Annotated in this window: 16 protein-coding genes and 1 pseudogene; 4 read left to right on the top strand and 13 right to left on the bottom strand. The window is 63.3% G+C overall.

What is annotated here, in order from left to right:
- Together ACE3UY_RS12415 and ACE3UY_RS12410 are read right to left on the bottom strand one after the other, a co-directional pair.
- Positions 1-355: pseudogene (locus ACE3UY_RS12415) on the bottom strand (hypothetical protein); the annotation flags it as partial.
- A 173-nt stretch (positions 356-528) separates the two neighbouring features.
- A complete protein-coding gene (locus tag ACE3UY_RS12410) occupies positions 529-1,569 on the bottom strand; it encodes a proline racemase family protein (RefSeq protein WP_374687832.1) in 1,041 nt (346 codons plus the stop codon).
- A 173-nt stretch (positions 1,570-1,742) separates the two neighbouring features.
- Here ACE3UY_RS12410 and dnaK point away from each other — a divergent pair, with 173 nt between their 5' ends.
- From dnaK to ACE3UY_RS12395, 3 genes are all read left to right on the top strand, one after another.
- Positions 1,743-3,626 (top strand): molecular chaperone DnaK, encoded by a 1,884-nt coding sequence (dnaK, locus tag ACE3UY_RS12405; RefSeq protein ID WP_374687831.1) that lies wholly within the window; start codon positions 1,743-1,745, stop codon positions 3,624-3,626.
- 188 nt (positions 3,627-3,814) lie between these two features.
- Positions 3,815-4,432, top strand: coding sequence for a hypothetical protein (locus ACE3UY_RS12400; RefSeq protein WP_374687830.1), 618 nt, complete (start codon positions 3,815-3,817; stop codon positions 4,430-4,432).
- Between the two features lie 4 nt (positions 4,433-4,436).
- Positions 4,437-5,081 carry a class I SAM-dependent methyltransferase gene (locus ACE3UY_RS12395; RefSeq protein ID WP_374687829.1) on the top strand — a complete coding sequence of 215 codons (645 nt, stop codon included), beginning with the start codon at positions 4,437-4,439 and terminating at the stop codon, positions 5,079-5,081.
- A gap of 99 nt (positions 5,082-5,180) precedes the next feature.
- Here ACE3UY_RS12395 and budA read toward each other — a convergent pair whose 3' ends face one another.
- Positions 5,181-5,897 carry an acetolactate decarboxylase gene (budA, locus tag ACE3UY_RS12390; protein ID WP_374687828.1) on the bottom strand — a complete coding sequence of 239 codons (717 nt, stop codon included), beginning with the start codon at positions 5,895-5,897 and terminating at the stop codon, positions 5,181-5,183.
- A gap of 123 nt (positions 5,898-6,020) precedes the next feature.
- Between budA and ACE3UY_RS12385 the strand changes: the two genes are divergently transcribed.
- On the top strand, positions 6,021-6,467 hold the full coding sequence (locus ACE3UY_RS12385) for a hypothetical protein (RefSeq protein WP_374687827.1): 447 nt from the start codon (positions 6,021-6,023) through the stop codon (positions 6,465-6,467).
- A gap of 104 nt (positions 6,468-6,571) precedes the next feature.
- On the opposite strand, the gene ACE3UY_RS12380 is transcribed toward ACE3UY_RS12385, so the two are convergent.
- From ACE3UY_RS12380 to ACE3UY_RS12335, 10 genes are all read right to left on the bottom strand, one after another.
- Complete coding sequence (locus ACE3UY_RS12380; RefSeq protein WP_374687826.1) at positions 6,572-7,150, bottom strand: GNAT family N-acetyltransferase; 579 nt, start codon at positions 7,148-7,150, stop codon at positions 6,572-6,574.
- A 51-nt stretch (positions 7,151-7,201) separates the two neighbouring features.
- A complete protein-coding gene (locus tag ACE3UY_RS12375) occupies positions 7,202-7,771 on the bottom strand; it encodes an LURP-one-related/scramblase family protein (RefSeq protein WP_374687825.1) in 570 nt (189 codons plus the stop codon).
- A 99-nt stretch (positions 7,772-7,870) separates the two neighbouring features.
- Positions 7,871-9,769 (bottom strand): alkyl/aryl-sulfatase, encoded by a 1,899-nt coding sequence (locus ACE3UY_RS12370; RefSeq protein ID WP_374687824.1) that lies wholly within the window; start codon positions 9,767-9,769, stop codon positions 7,871-7,873.
- Positions 9,770-9,871: 102 nt separating this feature from the next.
- The gene (locus ACE3UY_RS12365) at positions 9,872-11,572 is read right to left on the bottom strand and encodes a SulP family inorganic anion transporter (protein ID WP_374687823.1); all 1,701 of its coding nucleotides are present in this window, start codon (positions 11,570-11,572) and stop codon (positions 9,872-9,874) included.
- Between the two features lie 139 nt (positions 11,573-11,711).
- Positions 11,712-13,343: an alkaline phosphatase family protein gene (locus tag ACE3UY_RS12360; protein WP_374687822.1), complete on the bottom strand. Its 1,632-nt coding sequence runs from the start codon at positions 13,341-13,343 to the stop codon at positions 11,712-11,714.
- Between the two features lie 13 nt (positions 13,344-13,356).
- Positions 13,357-13,629, bottom strand: a complete 273-nt coding sequence (locus ACE3UY_RS12355; RefSeq protein ID WP_374687821.1) for a DUF2442 domain-containing protein — start codon at positions 13,627-13,629, stop codon at positions 13,357-13,359.
- A gap of 13 nt (positions 13,630-13,642) precedes the next feature.
- On the bottom strand, positions 13,643-13,903 hold the full coding sequence (locus ACE3UY_RS12350; protein WP_374687820.1) for a DUF4160 domain-containing protein: 261 nt from the start codon (positions 13,901-13,903) through the stop codon (positions 13,643-13,645).
- A 90-nt stretch (positions 13,904-13,993) separates the two neighbouring features.
- Entirely contained in the window at positions 13,994-15,028 is a 1,035-nt protein-coding gene (locus ACE3UY_RS12345; protein WP_374687819.1) for a glycosyltransferase family 2 protein, read from the bottom strand.
- Positions 15,029-15,031: 3 nt separating this feature from the next.
- Positions 15,032-15,400 (bottom strand): type II toxin-antitoxin system HigA family antitoxin, encoded by a 369-nt coding sequence (locus ACE3UY_RS12340; RefSeq protein ID WP_374687818.1) that lies wholly within the window; start codon positions 15,398-15,400, stop codon positions 15,032-15,034.
- Positions 15,401-15,467: 67 nt separating this feature from the next.
- Positions 15,468-15,764, bottom strand: a 297-nt coding sequence (locus tag ACE3UY_RS12335; RefSeq protein WP_374687817.1) for a type II toxin-antitoxin system HigB family toxin, incomplete at its 5' end; no start/stop codon positions are given.

The raw sequence follows: 15,764 nt of genomic DNA, 5'->3' as shown, positions 1-15,764 counted from the left end.
CGCTCGAAACCGCGGGCTTGGACGAATCTCCGTTGCCTTGTGCGCCACTAGAGCTGACCGAGACGCGGGTTGTCTGGCCCGTCTGCCGGTCACGGAAGAAGATGTCGAGCATCCCATTCGTATCCCCGGTGACGAGGTTGGTGGCATCGGACTCGAATGCCACGTAGCGGCCGTCGGGGGAGATGGCCGGCATGGATGAACTGTTGTTTGCCTCTGTGCCGGCAGAGCTAACTGACAAACGTTCGATGGTACCGGTAGAGCCCTGGGCAAGGCTGGCCGAACTCAGAACTAGTGAGAGTGTGACGACGACAAGGAGAACGAACCAACGAGGCGAAGGTAAAAGTTGGCGGTTCATGGCATCCCTCCCCCAATGAGGGACAGACTGCGTGCGACGCGACGCGGGATTGCGCGCGTAGGCAATCCTATTGATAGGATAGGGCGTAATTTTCCATGCTGTCATGTGACATTTGTCATTGAAATGGGTGACAAATGTCACAAATCGATAGCTGGCAATACGGCTGGTGGAAGTTAGCGCAGAATGAACCCGTCCCCCAACGGGTCTTGCGGATCAATCAGCAGTTCACTCCTACCCACCACAAACGCCGTCCCCGTCACCCGCGGCACCACGGCGGCGTACGGCCCAAACGTCGTCGCTTCTACCACCTCACCGGTGAATACCGTCCCCAAAATACTCTCGACCACGAACGGCTCGCCCACGCCGATCTCGCGGCGCGCATGGTGCAGCGCCGCCCGCCCGCTGACCCCCGTCCCCGTCGGGCTGCGGTCTACTTCGCCGTCGGCGAAGACACATACCTCGCGCGACCGTCTAGACCTCAGAGGTTCGCCGCGAACCTCTGAGGTCTGCGCCGCGCCGACGAAGATGACGCCGTAGAGCAGGCTCAGGTCCGGCTCGAACGGGTGCTGGGGGATGCCCGCGGCCATGACCGCCCGTTTGATGCGCACGCCCAGATCGATGAGAGCGCGGAAGTCGGCCGATGTCAGCCCAACGCCCACCTCCTCGGCCCGCACGTAGGCGTAGAACGCGCCGCCGAAGGCCACGTCGTAGCGCACGCGGCCGAGGCTGGGCACGTCCACCACCTGATCGAGCGCGTAGACGAACGACGGCACGTTGTGGAAGGCGACGCCGGTCACGCGGCCGGCGGCGTCGAACTGGGGGAAGGCGGTCACGCGGCCGGCGGGCGTGTCCAGCCGCACAACCGGCCCAGGCGCGATCAGTCCCGTCTGCATGCCCACCTGCACCAGGCCGATGATGCCGTGGCCGCACATGGTGCTGAAGCCCTCGTTGTGCAGAAAGAGCACGCCCAGGTCGCCATCGGGCGTCACCGGCGCGGTGGGGATGCAGCCGTACATGTCGGCGTGGCCGCGCGGCTCCCACATCAGGGCCGTGCGCAGGTGGTCGAGGTGTTCGCGGGCATAGCGCCGCTTGGCGAGGATGGTGTCGCCGGGGATGGGCGGCAACCCGCCGGTGATAATGCGCAGCGGCTCGCCGGCGGTGTGGGCGTCGATAGTCGTGATACGCAGCCAGTCGTTGGGTGGTTGCCAGTTCATAGTCTCTCCGGGCTTGTGGCACGGGTTTCTTAACCCGTGCCACATACACAACGCATACATTGTACCAACATCATTCTTACGCTGACCGGATAAGGTATAGCTGTTACCAAACTGGCAATCAAACGACTGAATACTGATTCACTGAGTACTGAATACCGGAAGGGAGTATCACCATGAGCAAAATCGTAGGAATCGACCTGGGCACCACCAACTCGGTCGTGGCGGTCATGGAAGGCGGCGAGCCGACTGTGATCACGACCGCCGAGGGGGGCCGCCTGATCCCGTCGATGGTCGCCTTCACCAAGACTGGCGAGCGTCTCGTCGGCCAGACGGCCAAGCGCCAGGCTACCATCAACCCGGAGAACACCATCTTCTCCGTCAAGCGCTTCATCGGCCGCCATTTCGACGATACCGAGACGGTCGAAGACCGCCGCCGCCTGCCCTATCCCATCGAGAAGGGCGCGCAGGCGGATGTGCGCATTCGCGTCCCGGTCAAGAACCAGAGCTATACGCCGCAAGAGATCTCGGCCATGGTGCTGGGCAAGCTGAAGAAGGACGCCGAAGATTACCTCGGCCAGCCGGTCACGCAGGCCGTCATCACTGTGCCGGCCTACTTCAACGATAGCCAGCGCCAGGCCACCAAGGACGCCGGCCGTATCGCCGGGCTGGACGTGCTGCGCATCATCAACGAGCCGACGGCCGCGGCTCTGGCCTATGGGCTGGACAAGCAGAAGGACGAGCGCATCCTCGTCTTCGACCTGGGCGGCGGCACGTTCGACGTGTCCGTCCTGGACGTGAGCGAGGGCCTCATCGAAGTCGTCTCCACGAATGGCGACACCCACCTGGGCGGCGATGACTGGGACCTGGCCGTCGTGGACTGGGTAACGAGCGAGTTCCTGCGCGATCAGGGCATCGACCTGAAGCAGGATCGTCAGGCGTTGCAGCGTGTTCGCGAGGCGGCCGAGAAGGCCAAGATCGAACTCTCCAGCACGATGGAGACGGAGATCAATCTGCCTTTCATTACCGCGGACATGAACGGGCCGAAGCATCTGCAAATGCGCCTGACCCGCGCCAAGTTCGAGCAGTTGACCGAGCATCTGTTGCAGCGCATCGTGGAGCCGTTCAATCGCGCGGTGCAGGACGCGGGCATGAAGGCCGGCGACCTGGATGAGATCGTGCTGGTCGGCGGTTCGACGCGCATGCCGCAGGTGCAGGAGTTGGTGCGCAAGCTGACCGGCAAGGAGCCGAACAAGAGCGTCAACCCCGATGAGGTGGTGGCGATCGGCGCGGCCTTGCAGGCGGGCGTGCTGGCCGGCGACGTGACGGACGTGCTGTTGCTGGACGTGACGCCGCTGAGTCTGGGTCTGGAGACACTGGGTGGCGTGATGACCACGCTCATCCCGCGCAACACGACCATCCCGACGCGCAAAAGCGAGACGTTCAGCACGGCCGAGGACAACCAGACGGCGGTGGACATCCACATCTTGCAGGGCGAGCGCCCGCTGGCGAAGGACAACAACGCGCTGGGCGTCTTCCGGCTGGAGGGGCTGCCGCCCGCGCCGCGGGGCATCCCGCAGATCGAGGTCACGTTCGACATTGACGCCAACGGCATTCTGAACGTCACGGCCAAAGACCGGGCGACCGGCCGCAGCCAGCAGGTGACGATCACGGCCAGCACCAACCTGAACGAAGCCGAGATCAAGCGGATGGTGAAGGACGCCGAGTCGCACGCCGGCGAAGACCAGCGCCGCCGCGAGTTGATCGAGGCGCGCAACGCCGCCGACCAGGTCATCTACCAGACGGAGAAGAGCCTGAGCGGCCTGAACGGCAGCGCTCCGGCCGGCATCCAGACGCAGTTGGAAGGCCAGATCGCCGAGTTGCGCCAGGCCATGCAGGGTGAGGACACCGCCCGCATCCGCCAGCTGACCGAGGACGTGCAGCGCGCGGCCATGTCGCTGGGCGAGGCGATGTATCAGAACCAGGGCGGCCCGGCCGGCGCCGGCCCGGCGACCGCGGCTGACGATGACGTTGTCGAAGGCGAATACGAAGCTGCGTAAAGAAATCATCCGCAGATTTCGCAGACTTTCGTAGGACGACATGCGGAGCTATAGAGACGCCAAGTCTACTTTCAGACTTGGCGTCTTCGCGTCCTGGCGTTGATCCTTTATCATCGACAACCACCCCCCATCGCGCTAGAGTAGGGGCAGACCTACGTGTCTGCCCTCATTTGATAGTGGGCGGAAAGATGCCGATGAGTACCCTGGCGCGTGCGAGTCGTTGGGCGTTGTTGCCGTTGCTGGCCCTGGCGGCCTGCACGTCGGCCGCGCGCGACCCCACCCCGCCCGCGCCGCCCGCCCCCTCCGTCGCCCCACTGCTGGCCGACGCCGCGGAACCGAGCCGGCCGGCGGCGACGCCCGTCCCGCCTGTGGCTGCCGGCGCGTTGAACCTGGTGCGGGCCTTCATCGACGCCCCCTATCGCGTCGTGGCCGTGGCCCGCAACCCGTACGCGCCCTACACGCTGATCGTCGCCAACGAGCGGGCCGCGCCGTCCTGCGGCAGTGAGACGGAGCCGGCGCGCTGCGCGCCTGACGACACCTGCGGCTCGCGTCACACCGCGCCGACCTGCTTCTTCTTTGTGGAGCCGACTACGGACCCCGCCACCGGCGACGCGGGTGAGGCGGCCACCCGCTACGTCACCCGCTGGCCCGACACGCCGGGCGAGAACGCCCTGGCGACCGACTCGCTGCGCTTCGTCGATGAGCGCACGGTCGAGTTCCGCGCCCGCAACGACGACGCCTCGTTTGAAGAGGTGTGGTGGCTCGACCTGGTGACAGGGGCCGTGGCGATGCAGAGCAGAAGGTGAAAACATGGACGAGAAACGGCTGGCCGACATGCGGGAGAGCTATGACCGGGTGGCGGCGGAGTACGTGCGACGCATCTACGACGAACTGGCCGGCAAACCGTTCGACCGCGAGGCGCTGGATCGCTTCGCCGAGCGGCTGCGCGGGCGCGGCATCGTCTGCGACATGGGCTGTGGGCCGGGCCACATCGCCCGTTATCTGGCCGACAACGGCCTGGACATGGTCGGCGTTGATCTGTCGCCGGGGATGCTGGAACAGGCGGCGGCGCTGAACCCGGACATTGAGTTCTATCGGGGCAACATGCTGGCCCTGGAGGAACCGGACAACATCTGGGCGGGCATCGTCGCTTTTTACTCTATTATCCACATCCCCCGCGCCGAGATTCTGGCTGCGCTGCGCGAGATGCGCCGCGTGCTGAAGCCGGGCGGGCTGCTGCTGCTGGCCTTTCACATCGGCGACGCGGAGGGGCATGAAACGGAGATGTGGGGGCACGAGGTCGCCATCCACTACACCTTCTATGCCGCGGCGGAGATGGCTACTTATCTAGAGGAGGCGGGCTACGCTATTGAGGAGATCGTCGAGCGCGAACCGTACGCGCCGGACGTGGAGTATCAGAGCCGGCGAGCCTATCTCCTGGCGCGGAAGGTGTGATCCGCAGATTTCGCAGATTAAGAGGCTCACGCCAAGAACGCACTTGGCGATCTTGGCGTGAGCCTCTTTAAAATCTGCGTAATCTACGGATCATTCCTCTTATTTCTCGGCCCTATCGAGATCGTCGCGCACGTTCCGCTGAAAGTCCCAGCCCAGATAGTAGGGCGTCGTCGGCAGGGCCAACTCCACGGTGTAGATCGGCTGAATGCCAACGCGCACCCGTCGCGGCCGGCAGGTCAGCAGGTGGCCGCCGTGGGCGAGATCGTCGGATAGGAAGTGCAGGTGCATGCCCGGCACGCTGACCGAGGCCATGAAGTCGGGCGTGTAGAAGCCAGCCAGCGTCCCGTGGATGTCGTCGAACTCGAAGACCGGCTGCTCCTTGGCGATCTCCACCAGCGGGATGTAGCACTCCGACTTGGGCACGGAGCGCACCTTCATGTAGGCGAACTCCCCCTCAATGCGAAAGGCGTAGAAGATGTTGGGCGAGGGTAGGGTCTCTTGCAGGCGGCGCAGGAAGTCGTCGTGGCTCAGTTCGCCGTCCAGGTCGAGGTGGCGCTCCGGCCGGTAGAAGGTGACGGCGGCGAAGGGGGTGAGCGCGTCGTCGCCCACCTCGACCACGCAGCCGTCGGCGCGCATCTGGTAGACGCGGCCGTCGAGCATGACCATCTCCCCATCGAGCCTGTCGAACGTGCCCAAGCCGAAATCGCCGTGGCGCTTGATCGCGCTGAAGGGGATATGCTCCTCGTAGATGCCCTCGACGATAGCGTTGACCGGGGCGCAGAGGTAGAGGCGGCTGTCGGCGGCTGTTGGCGTCATGTGATTCGCTCCTGTTCTGGTATTCTTAAGAGGATCATCCACAGATTGGGCATGTTTCGAGAGGTGCTCACTGAAGAATAGGTGTGTGATCTGTAGTTTGTCTTTTCTGAGGAGTATGCGTATATGGAGACGATGGAGCAAAAGTTACAAGCGTTCTTTGCCAAATACGAGGCTCGCACGAACCGGGCGCTAGCCGAACCGCCAGTCGTGGACGTGGAGGCCACGGCTGCCGCGTTCGCCGACTATGTGGTGCAGGCTAACCCCAACGGCGTCAGCGGCGGCGCCAATGATGAGACCTTCCGCGCCGTCATCCCTCAGGGGTTTGCCTTCTATCGGGCCATCGGTACGGAGGCCATGAACATCACCGGGCTTGCGATAACGCCGCTGGACGAGCAACACAGTATGACGAGAGTCCACTGGCGTGCCCACTATGCCCGTCCGGACGGCCGCCGCGATGCGATTGACTTCGACGTGATCTACTTCGTGCAAGTACGCGACGAGACACCGCGAATCTTCGCCTATATCACGGGAGATGAAGAGAAAGTCTATCGTGAGCGAGGGCTAATCTAGAGCCGACACCGTTCCCAGAAGTAGTGCATGAAGTACTGGTACGTGATTTCGGGCCAACCTTCACTATGTTGCTTCATTGCTTCTCTTTGCAGATATGCTCTTCTTTAACTGATCGTATAACGCATGATAAGCTGCGTCTCTGAAGCGCGCCCCACCTCCACAAAGCCCACGTCGCGGAAGACGGAAGCCACGCCCATGTAGCCGGCATAGCTGGTCAACTTCTGCCCAGCCAACTTCGGCGTCTGCATGTCGATGGGATAGCCCTCGATGATGCGCGCGCCCTGCTGCCCGGCATAGGCCACGACGCCGCGCAGCAGCGCGTACATCACACCCTGGCTCCGCGCGTTCTTGGCGACGTAGAAGCAGACGACCGACCAGACTGGTTGGTCGTCCACGCGCTTGAGGATGCGCGAATTCTCCAGCGCGGCGTACTGCTCCCGCGGCCCGGCCGAGCACCAGCCGATCGCGCCACTCTCATCGTAGGCCAGAAAGCCCGGCACTTTGTTGTCGCAGGCCATCTCCTGCAACACGGCCCTGGTTCCCTCGCCCTTCAGCTGCTTGAACTCGCCGCGCTCCAGTCGCCAGAACATGCACCAGCAACCGGCGTAAGCGCCCTTCGGGCCGAAGAGCGCTTCCAGGTCGGGCCAACGCTCGGCGGTGACGGGATAGACTTCAAGCTCCACTCTCTCTTCTCCCTAAGAATCTGCGAAATCTGCGGATGCTCCTCTCTTTGATTACCGGCCGGGATGGGCCATGTCGTCAATGGCGATGACGATCATCAGGATGACCACCTCGTCCTGGCCGGGCGCGATCTGGACGCCGTAGGTGTCGCGCACGCGGAAGAAGCGCTTCGACACCTCGGCCACCGTGTTGCGTCCGTCGGTGATGGTATATTCCAGGTCAAGGATGTTGCCCCGCACGTCCAGGTCGGGGCCGTTGCGGATGTTGACCGTCCAGCGGTCGCGCAGAGGGGTGATGAGCGCCTTCCTGACCAGGCCGATGCGCTGGCCGTTGGGGTCTTCGATCTCCATCGTGTCGCGCACGCGCAGCAGGCGCTGCTGGATGCGGGCCACTTGCTGGCCGCGACTGTCTTCCAGGATGAGGGTGTTGCGGATGCGCAAGGCCCGGCCGTCGACCTTGTAGGCCTTGAGGCCGCGGTCATTCTCGATCCAGAAGTCGTTGCCGATGGCGAACATGCGCTGGCGAATCTGGTAGCGGGCCGGGCCGCCGGCGGTCGGGTCGGCCGCTGTCGGGCCACCGTGGCGCTCTTCGCGCCGGGTTTGGCGATTGTCGCGTCGTAGCATGGTAAAACTCCATTGAATGAAACTGGATTGGCGGCCTCAAAATAGGGGCGCACCTGCGTGTGCGCCCTGGGGCAGACACGCGGGTCTGCCCCTACCCTGTCAGGGCGTGACCATGTTGAACCAGAACTCGAAGGTATCCAACAGCGACAGGAATTCGACAAGCTTCTGCGGATCGCCGTCAATAGTGGCTTCGCCCGCCGCCAGCGCCTCAGCCGCCGTCGTCTCGCCCAGCACGATACGGTCCAGCGTGGCGCGTGTTGTGGTCAGCGAGGCGTCAGTCCGATCGGCCTGCTTGCCCTTGCTGTAGTTCAATACGCCGTTTTCGACGACCAGGACGTACTGCTCGTCGATGTCGGTGAAGTGGGCATTGAGGGTGATGACCTTGCCCTCGGCCTGGGGGCCGATGAGCCGCACCCCCAGCAGATCGAAGAACATATCCAGTGGGGTGGCCCGGACGGTGTCGGGGCTGACTGCCTTCGGAGCGGGCAGGTCAAGTACCCCGTCGCGCAGTTCTTTGGCCCCACTCAGATAGAAGTTGCGCCATGGGCCGGATTCAGCCTGATAGCCGAGTTGCTCCAGGGCATCGGCCTGCAACTCGCGAGCTTCCCGGTTGTCTGGGTCAGCGAACACCAGATGGTTAACCACCTGGGCCACCCAGCGATAGTTGCCCTCGGCATAAGATTGGCGCGCCTTCGCCAGCAGCGCGTCGGCCCCGCCGGCCAACTCCACGTACTGCTTGCCGGCTGCCTCCGGCGGTAGTTGGTGGAGGGTGGCCGGATTGCCGTCGAAGAAGCCCAAGTAGCGCTGATAGACGGCCTTGACGTTGTGGTTGATGCTGCCATAGTAGCCCCGGTTATACCAAGCTCGGAACAGTTCGGCCGGCAACTGAATAATCTCTGGAATCTCCAGAATGGTGTAGCCCTGATTGGCCAGCCGCAGCGTCTCGTCGTGCAGGTACTTGTACATGTCTCGCTGCTTCTTCAGGAAGTCAACGCAGGCGTCATGTCCCCAGGTGGGCCAGTGATGGCTGGCGAAGATAACGTCGTAGCGCCCGGCGAAGTGCTCGATAGCCTCGTTGAGATAGTGCGCCCAGATTTTGGGATCGCGTACCTGCGCCCCGCGGAGGGTGTAGAGATTGTGCATGTTGTGCGAGCAGTTCTCGGCCATGCACAGCGCCCGATACTTGGGGAAGAGGAAGTTGAACTCGGCCGGGGCCTCGGCGCCCGGGGTCATCTGGAACTCGATCTCCAGACCGTCAATCACCATCTTCTGGCCGGTTTCAGCAATGAAGTCGGTTGGATCGATGAGCGTGGGAGTCCCTGATGAGGTGGTTTGCCCCAACCCGGTTCCTATCTGCCCTTTCACCCCTTTAGGGACGAGGTTGCCATACATGTAGCTGGCGCGGCGGCTCATCACGTTACCGGTGATGATGTTCTCGCTGATGGCGTGCTCCAGGAAGTGTTCCGGGGCGATCACCTTGACGTTGCCGGCCTGGACATCCGCCTCCGAGATGACTCCCTTGACGCCGCCCCAATGGTCAATGTGGCTGTGGGTATAGATGACGGCCACAATAGGTTTGCGGCCCAGGTGTTTATATACCAACTCCATGCCAGCCCTGGCGGTTGGGACGGTGACGAGAGGGTCAATTACGATGTAGCCGTTGTCAGTCTCGATGATACTCATGACCGACAGATCAAAGCCGCGAATCTGATGCACGCCGTCGGTGACCTTGAACAGGCCGTGATAGAGGGCATTGAGCCGCGATATCCGCCACAAGCTGGGGTTAACCGAGGGCGGGGCGGTCTCCTCCTTCAAAAATGGGTAGGCGCTTAGATCCCACACCGGGCGGCCGTTGGTGTCTGTGATGACCGGATCATCCAGACTGGCGATGAATCCTCGAGCGGCGGCCTCGAAGTCCCGCGTATCCTCCCAATTCAATTCGTTGAGTAGGGCCTCGTTGGCCGCGGCGGTGAAAGTGGTCGCATCGTTCTGTTGCATGGCGTCTCCTCGTTGATCCCACAGTATACAAACGGCTTGTATAGAGTTGACAATTTATTCAAACTTGGCGGGGTTTTACGCGGGCTCCCGTCTCCCCATTCGCTAGAGTTGTGGCGCGGCCGGCTTCTCCAGCCAGGCATAGGCGTCGGCCAGGGCCACGTTGGCGGCCGTGCCGATCTGCGGCGCAGCAGGTATGACGCGCTCCGGGCCGATTAAACGGTAGAGGCCCGTCCGGCGCAGTTGATCCATGAGCCGGGGGCTAACCCCGGCCAGATATAGGCGGCACCCCCTTGCCTGTAGCGACTCCGCGTAGCGGCGCAGGACGCCGATGAACGTGCTGCCCACCTCCTCGTAGCCGCGCAGAGTTAGCACGACCGCCGCCCGTTCCGTCTCGCCGACTTCGGGCAGGATGGTCTCCAGGTTCGACGCGGCGGCGAAGAAGAGGTCGCCATAGGGCATGAGGAGTACGACGCTGTCGCTCTTCAGCCGCGCCGGGGCATCCTGCTCAATGGGATAGCCATGCTCCACCGGCACGACTTCCATCAATCGGACGAGCGACGAGGATTGCAGGACGTGCAGCATGATCGAGACGGCGATGCCGACGAAGATGGCGTATTGCAGGGGGATGATCAACGTCGCCGCTAGCGTCAGTCCCATCGCGATCCGCGAGGCGAGGTTCGTCTCCCAGACCATGCGCAACGCTCCCGGTCGCAGGCTCTGCACGCCCACCGCGATGAGCAGCCCGGCCAGGGCCGGCGTCGGGATGAGGCTGAACAGCCGCCCGAAGACCACGACGAGCGGGACGACGATGAGTCCGCCGAAGACGTTGGCCCAGCGGGTTTGCGCGCCGGCGCTGACGATCAACGCCGTGCCGGACATTGAGCCGCCGCCAGGGATGCCGCCCAGAACCCCGGCGGCGACGTTAGCGAGGCCCTGGCCGCTGAAGTCTCGCGAACTGTTACCGAAACGACCGTCGGGATTGGGAAAGTTCTGGGCCACGCCGGCCCCCTGGACAAGGCCGATGATGGCGATGCCCAGGGCAGAGGGCAGCAAGATGCTGATGTACCCGAACTCCGCCCTGGTGATGTTAAACAGCTGATCGGGCAGGGGAGCGATCAGTTGCACCGCGTCGGGCATTTGCGCATTGAGTCCCAGGGCCAGGAGCGTGCCCGCGAACAGGGCGATCAAGTAAGAGGATTTGCTGAAGCGCGTTCGCGATAGCCACAGAATGAGGACGAGGACGAGACCGCCGACGGCCACGGCCGGCCATGACCACCGGCCCACGCGCAGCACGGTGTCCAGGCCACCGGCAATGCGACCGCGGAAGGTGCTGTCGTAGCCGGTAAAGTCCGCCAGCTGTCCCAGGATGATAATGAAGGACACGCCGGTCGTGAAGCCGACCATGACCGAGTTGGACACGAAGCGCATGAGCGTGCCCAGCCTGAGGAGGCCGGCCAGCAGTTGAATGACTCCGACGAGCACAACGAGTAAGACAAGGCTTTCCACGCGAAACCGCGGAGGGATAGTCAACAGGGCGCTGCCGGCGGCGACCGACAGCGCGCTCGTCGTCGAGACGTTCATGAAGACCGAGCCGGTGGAGAGCCCGCCGACCGGCATGCCAACCATCAGCGTATAGAGTCCGCGCACGGGGTCGACGCCGGCCAGCAGCGCGTTCGCCATCCCCTGCGGGATGTTGACCAGGGCGAAGGTCAGGCCGGACACGAGATCGCCGCGCAGCGAACGCTGGGGCGGCAGGTGCTCTTGGACCGAGGAGATGAGGGCGTCAGCGTCGGGCAGTCTCATGGTGCGACCTATGCAGCCGAGTAGGTAGCCAGCCTATCGGTGCGGTGTTTTGTTGGAGACGTTCAGTGTCTACGAGTCTAGCGTGTCCAGAACCACGATCTGGAAGTATCTGCATTCTACCAGAGAAAACCCCGCTTGACTAAAGATACCCCAGCCCCCGCAACCGCTCCTCAATCTGCTCCGCCTCGCCCGCGTCGAAGCCCTGTTCGGCGGCGACGGTCGCCTCGCCGTCGTCGGCATAGCGCACCGGCGCGGGGTCGGTGAAGATCTCGCTCAGCACGCGCCCGTCCATGACGCGCGGAACCGGCTCGCCCAGCAGGTGCAGCAGCGTCGGGGCCAGGTCGAGGATGTTGGCCTCCGGCAGCGCGATGCCCGAACGGATGCCCGCGCCGCCGGCGATGAAAATGCCCTCGCGCCGGTGGCAGCCGGAGTCGCCCCGAATCTGGCGGGTCATCACCCGCCCCTCGGTGGCGAAGAGGGGACAGGCGATCATGGCGTAGTGGTCGAGTTCCAGGTGCAGGTCGGGCCCCAGTTCGGCGTAGGGGCCGTGGTACACGTCATGGCCGCGGGTGAGCCTGGTCAGGATGGGCTGCCCGCCCTCGTCGCGCAACTCGGCCAGGGCGTCGCTCACCTCGTTCAGCCGGCGGTCGTAGTCCGCATCGCTGACGATGCCGTGCGGCTCGCGCCCGACGCGGTTCAGGTACACCTGGCCGACGTGGCCCATGCTATAAGCTATCGTCCGGCTCCAGTCCACACTGTCAAAGCTGAGGAACTTGCCGACGATGTCGTTGCGCGCCTTCTTGCTGACGCGGGCGACGAGGTTTTGCAAGCCGACGCGCGACACCCATTGGTAGGCGCCGGCGGGGGTGATGCCGTGGCGAAAGGCCCACGCCTTGAGTTGGGTCATGGCGTCCGGCTTGAGCTTCAGCAACCCCTGTTGCATGAAGAACACGTTCAGGTTGACCATGTTCTTCAGCGGCCCGAAGCCGTGGTCGGACATGACGACGGCGCTCGACCCGGCCGGCAGGCGCTCCATCAGCCGGCCCACGTACTTGTCCACCCGGGCGTAGCCGTCGCGGATGGCGTGTTCGTAGGGGGAGGATTCGTAGCGGGCGTGGTTGTGGTCCATGAAGCGCCACAGGGCGTGCTTGGCTACGTCCATAGCGATGAAGTGCACCATCAGCACATCCACCGGCTCGGCGGCCATCAGCGCCAGGGCCCAGCGGCCGTGGGCGTCGATCAGATCGTAGATGTCGGCGATGAACTCGGCCTCGTTGCCCGGCTTGTACTGGACGTTGGGCGCGACGCGGTAGGGGCCGAGCGGGCGGCCGTCGGGGCCGGGCGTGTCCTGATAGCGGGCGATGAGATCGGCCGGGTGGCTGATAGTGGCGTTGCGCGGGCTGAGGATGTCGGTGACGACGAAGCCGTTGACTGGCTGGGGCGGGTAGGTGACGGGCACGTTCAGCACGCCGACGCGGTAGCCCAGGGCCGAGAGGCGCTGCCACAGGGTGGGCTGGCGGATGCGCGTCGAGTTGACCAGGGTGAAGTTTTCACCGTGGGGCTGGATGAAGTCGAAGACGCCGTGCTTGCCGGGGTTGACGCCGGTCATGAAGGTGGGCCAGGCGGGGCTGGTGACGGGCGGCAGGGTGGAGGCGAGGCCGGCCGTCACGCCGCCGTCCATGAGCCGAGCCAGATTGGGCAGATACCCCTCAGCCGCCCAGGGCCGAATCAGGTCGAACGTGGCGCCGTCGAAGCCGATGATGAGGATCATATGGTCGAGTGTATTACGCGGTTTGCGGGCTAGGTAACGGCGTGCCGGTCGCCTCGCTATAGAGCACGTCCGGATCAAGGTCTACGCCGTTGGGCCAGACGAGCGTGCCGGCCTCTGGGTCAACCGCTACTTGGGAGAAGTAGGTGATGTCTTCCAGCGGCGTGAAGACCCCACGCCGGGCGACGATGCGGTGTCTCAAGTCCAAGTCCGCTTCTTCTCCATTGGTAAATAGAATGTGCAAGACATAGTCTCGCACGTGATGAACATCGCTGATTCTGGGAAACATGCTCGCCTCGCCTTTATTCCAGCGGCTCGATCTTCACAACGGGCTGCTCCTCTCTGAGCCGTTGCCAATTCTCCAGAAGCTCATGCTGATGCAGCGCTGCCCATTCGATGATCATAGAGATCGCCCGTCGTGACATCGTTCCATTCATGATCGCGATTGGGTCAATGCTGACTTGCATTTCCAACTTGCCATAGATGGCGTGAAAGTGGGGCGGTGGATGATCATCATAGTACATGCGAATGACAATGCCAAAGAAGCGACTCAATTCGGGCATGGCGTGGATTATACCATGCCTTGAATCAAGACCCTGAGAGGCGGGCGGCCACAAGTGCGCCCCCTTTCCGACGGGGAGCGCACTTCTCTTTCAGCGGTAATCAGCGTCCGAATCCGCGTCCATCAGCGTCCCATTCTCGTCTCGCCCAACCACCTCCCGCACCCGATAGACGCGCAAGTGCTGCGTCTCGTAATAAGTGCGCACCGTCAGTTCGGCGATGAGGCCCATGACGACGAACTGCACGCCCAGGATGACCAGTAGCACGCCCAGCAGCAGCAGCGGCCGGTCGCCGATCTGCATGGCGTTAAAGCCGGCCAGCCCGCCGGTGATGCCCGCCCACAGCTTCAGCCCTGTCAGATAGCCGCCGATGAGCGCGCCGAGGGCGAACAGGACAATGCCCACCCGGCCGAACAGCTGCATCGGCCGGTCGCCGTACTTGCGCAGGAAGCGGATGGTGAGTAAGTCGAGGATAACGCGGAAGGTGCGCGACAGCCCGTACTTCGACGCCCCGGCCACACGGGCGCGGTGGTTCACCGGCACTTCCGACATGGAGAAGCCGGCCGAGCTGACCAGTTCGGGGATGAAGCGGTGAAGCTCGCCGTAGAGGTTCAGGTCGCGCACCACGTAGTCGCGGAAGGCGCGCAGCGAGCAGCCCCGGTCGCGCAACTTCACACCGCTCGTCCGGGCGATGAGCCAGTTGGCGACGCGCGACGGGAAGCGCCGCACCAGGTCGTCCTGCCGGTTGATCCGCCAGCCGTTGACCACGTCGTACCCCTTGTCCAGTTCGGCCAGCAGGGTGGGGATGTCGGCCGGGTCGTTCTGGCGGTCGGCGTCCAGGGTGACGATGACCGCGCCGCGAGCGTAGTCGAAGCCGGCGGCGAAGGCCGCCGTCTGGCCGTAATTGCGCCGGAAGCGGATGGCGACGAGGCGGTCGTCGGCCGCGGCCAACTCCTGCAGGCAGGCGAAGCTGCCGTCGCGGCTGCCGTCATCGATGAACAGGACTTCGTACTCCAGGCCGCGGCCGTCCAGCGCGGCGCGAATCTCGGCCGCCAGCGGGGCCAGGTTGTCCTCCTCGTTGTAGACGGGGATGACGAGGCTGAGGTCTTTTGTCGTGGGAGGTATCAATGTTCAGGCCGCTTCCAGTTCATACCGCTGAATGAGGATGTCGGCTGGTATTCCTAAGCCTTCCCGGAGATTTCTGATCATCTCAAGGGAGAGGGGAACCCGGCGCTCCAACACGACGGTAACTTGATCCCGCCCTAGATACGGCTCCAGGGCTTCGGGCGGCAGCTGTTGATTCTCAAGATAAAAGAGAATGGCCTCAATAGGGTCTGGTGGGCCTATAGGTTCTGTAGCTTCCTCATAGGCATCCACGAGAGTGATCAGCACCTCCAGCCTATCTTCATCCGCAGTGCCTGAGGAAGCATGCAGAAGACGGTCAATTTCTTGAAGCGCATACTGATAATCGGCCTCATTCCGGATCGGTCTAACTTCCATTGATCTTGACCTCCTATAGACCACAGTGCCCCACATGCGCTAGAAGTGGGTCTGTTGTGGGTCTGCCTTAAACCGTCGCCACATCAATATCATTGTACTCACGGTGCGTTCCAATAAAACGGATGTAGACAGCATGATGGCGATAGACAACAACGACAACTAGTCGATAACGGTTGCCTTTGATGTTGAAGACAACACGGTCGTTCCCTACAAAGCTTGCCGTGCGGAACATCCTCTTGACATCGCTCGGCGTATACCAGTCTGCTTGCCGGACGTAAGTATACCATGTCCGCAATGGTTCTTCGGCGTCTGGATGCACTTCCCAGAACTCGCGCAGTGTTCGGCGGGCGATGATTCTCATCGT

Origin of the sequence: Promineifilum sp. (SeqCode) (assembly GCF_041918635.1) — a bacterium.
Lineage (GTDB): Bacteria > Chloroflexota > Anaerolineae > Promineifilales > Promineifilaceae > Promineifilum.
This window is presented reverse-complemented; position numbering and strand designations above follow the sequence as displayed.

Coding starts and splice junctions, on each gene's coding strand:
- ACE3UY_RS12350 (WP_374687820.1), bottom strand. CDS start 13,903: ATGCCCGAATTGAGTCGCTTCTTTGGCATTGTCATTCGCATGTACTAT.
- budA (WP_374687828.1), bottom strand. CDS start 5,897: ATGACGCCAACAGCCGCCGACAGCCGCCTCTACCTCTGCGCCCCGGTC.
- ACE3UY_RS12360 (WP_374687822.1), bottom strand. CDS start 13,343: ATGATCCTCATCATCGGCTTCGACGGCGCCACGTTCGACCTGATTCGG.
- dnaK (WP_374687831.1), top strand. CDS start 1,743: ATGAGCAAAATCGTAGGAATCGACCTGGGCACCACCAACTCGGTCGTG.
- ACE3UY_RS12375 (WP_374687825.1), bottom strand. CDS start 7,771: ATGCTACGACGCGACAATCGCCAAACCCGGCGCGAAGAGCGCCACGGT.
- ACE3UY_RS12370 (WP_374687824.1), bottom strand. CDS start 9,769: ATGCAACAGAACGATGCGACCACTTTCACCGCCGCGGCCAACGAGGCC.
- ACE3UY_RS12385 (WP_374687827.1), top strand. CDS start 6,021: ATGGAGACGATGGAGCAAAAGTTACAAGCGTTCTTTGCCAAATACGAG.
- ACE3UY_RS12410 (WP_374687832.1), bottom strand. CDS start 1,569: ATGAACTGGCAACCACCCAACGACTGGCTGCGTATCACGACTATCGAC.
- ACE3UY_RS12395 (WP_374687829.1), top strand. CDS start 4,437: ATGGACGAGAAACGGCTGGCCGACATGCGGGAGAGCTATGACCGGGTG.
- ACE3UY_RS12365 (WP_374687823.1), bottom strand. CDS start 11,572: ATGAGACTGCCCGACGCTGACGCCCTCATCTCCTCGGTCCAAGAGCAC.
- ACE3UY_RS12355 (WP_374687821.1), bottom strand. CDS start 13,629: ATGTTTCCCAGAATCAGCGATGTTCATCACGTGCGAGACTATGTCTTG.
- ACE3UY_RS12400 (WP_374687830.1), top strand. CDS start 3,815: ATGCCGATGAGTACCCTGGCGCGTGCGAGTCGTTGGGCGTTGTTGCCG.
- ACE3UY_RS12340 (WP_374687818.1), bottom strand. CDS start 15,400: ATGGAAGTTAGACCGATCCGGAATGAGGCCGATTATCAGTATGCGCTT.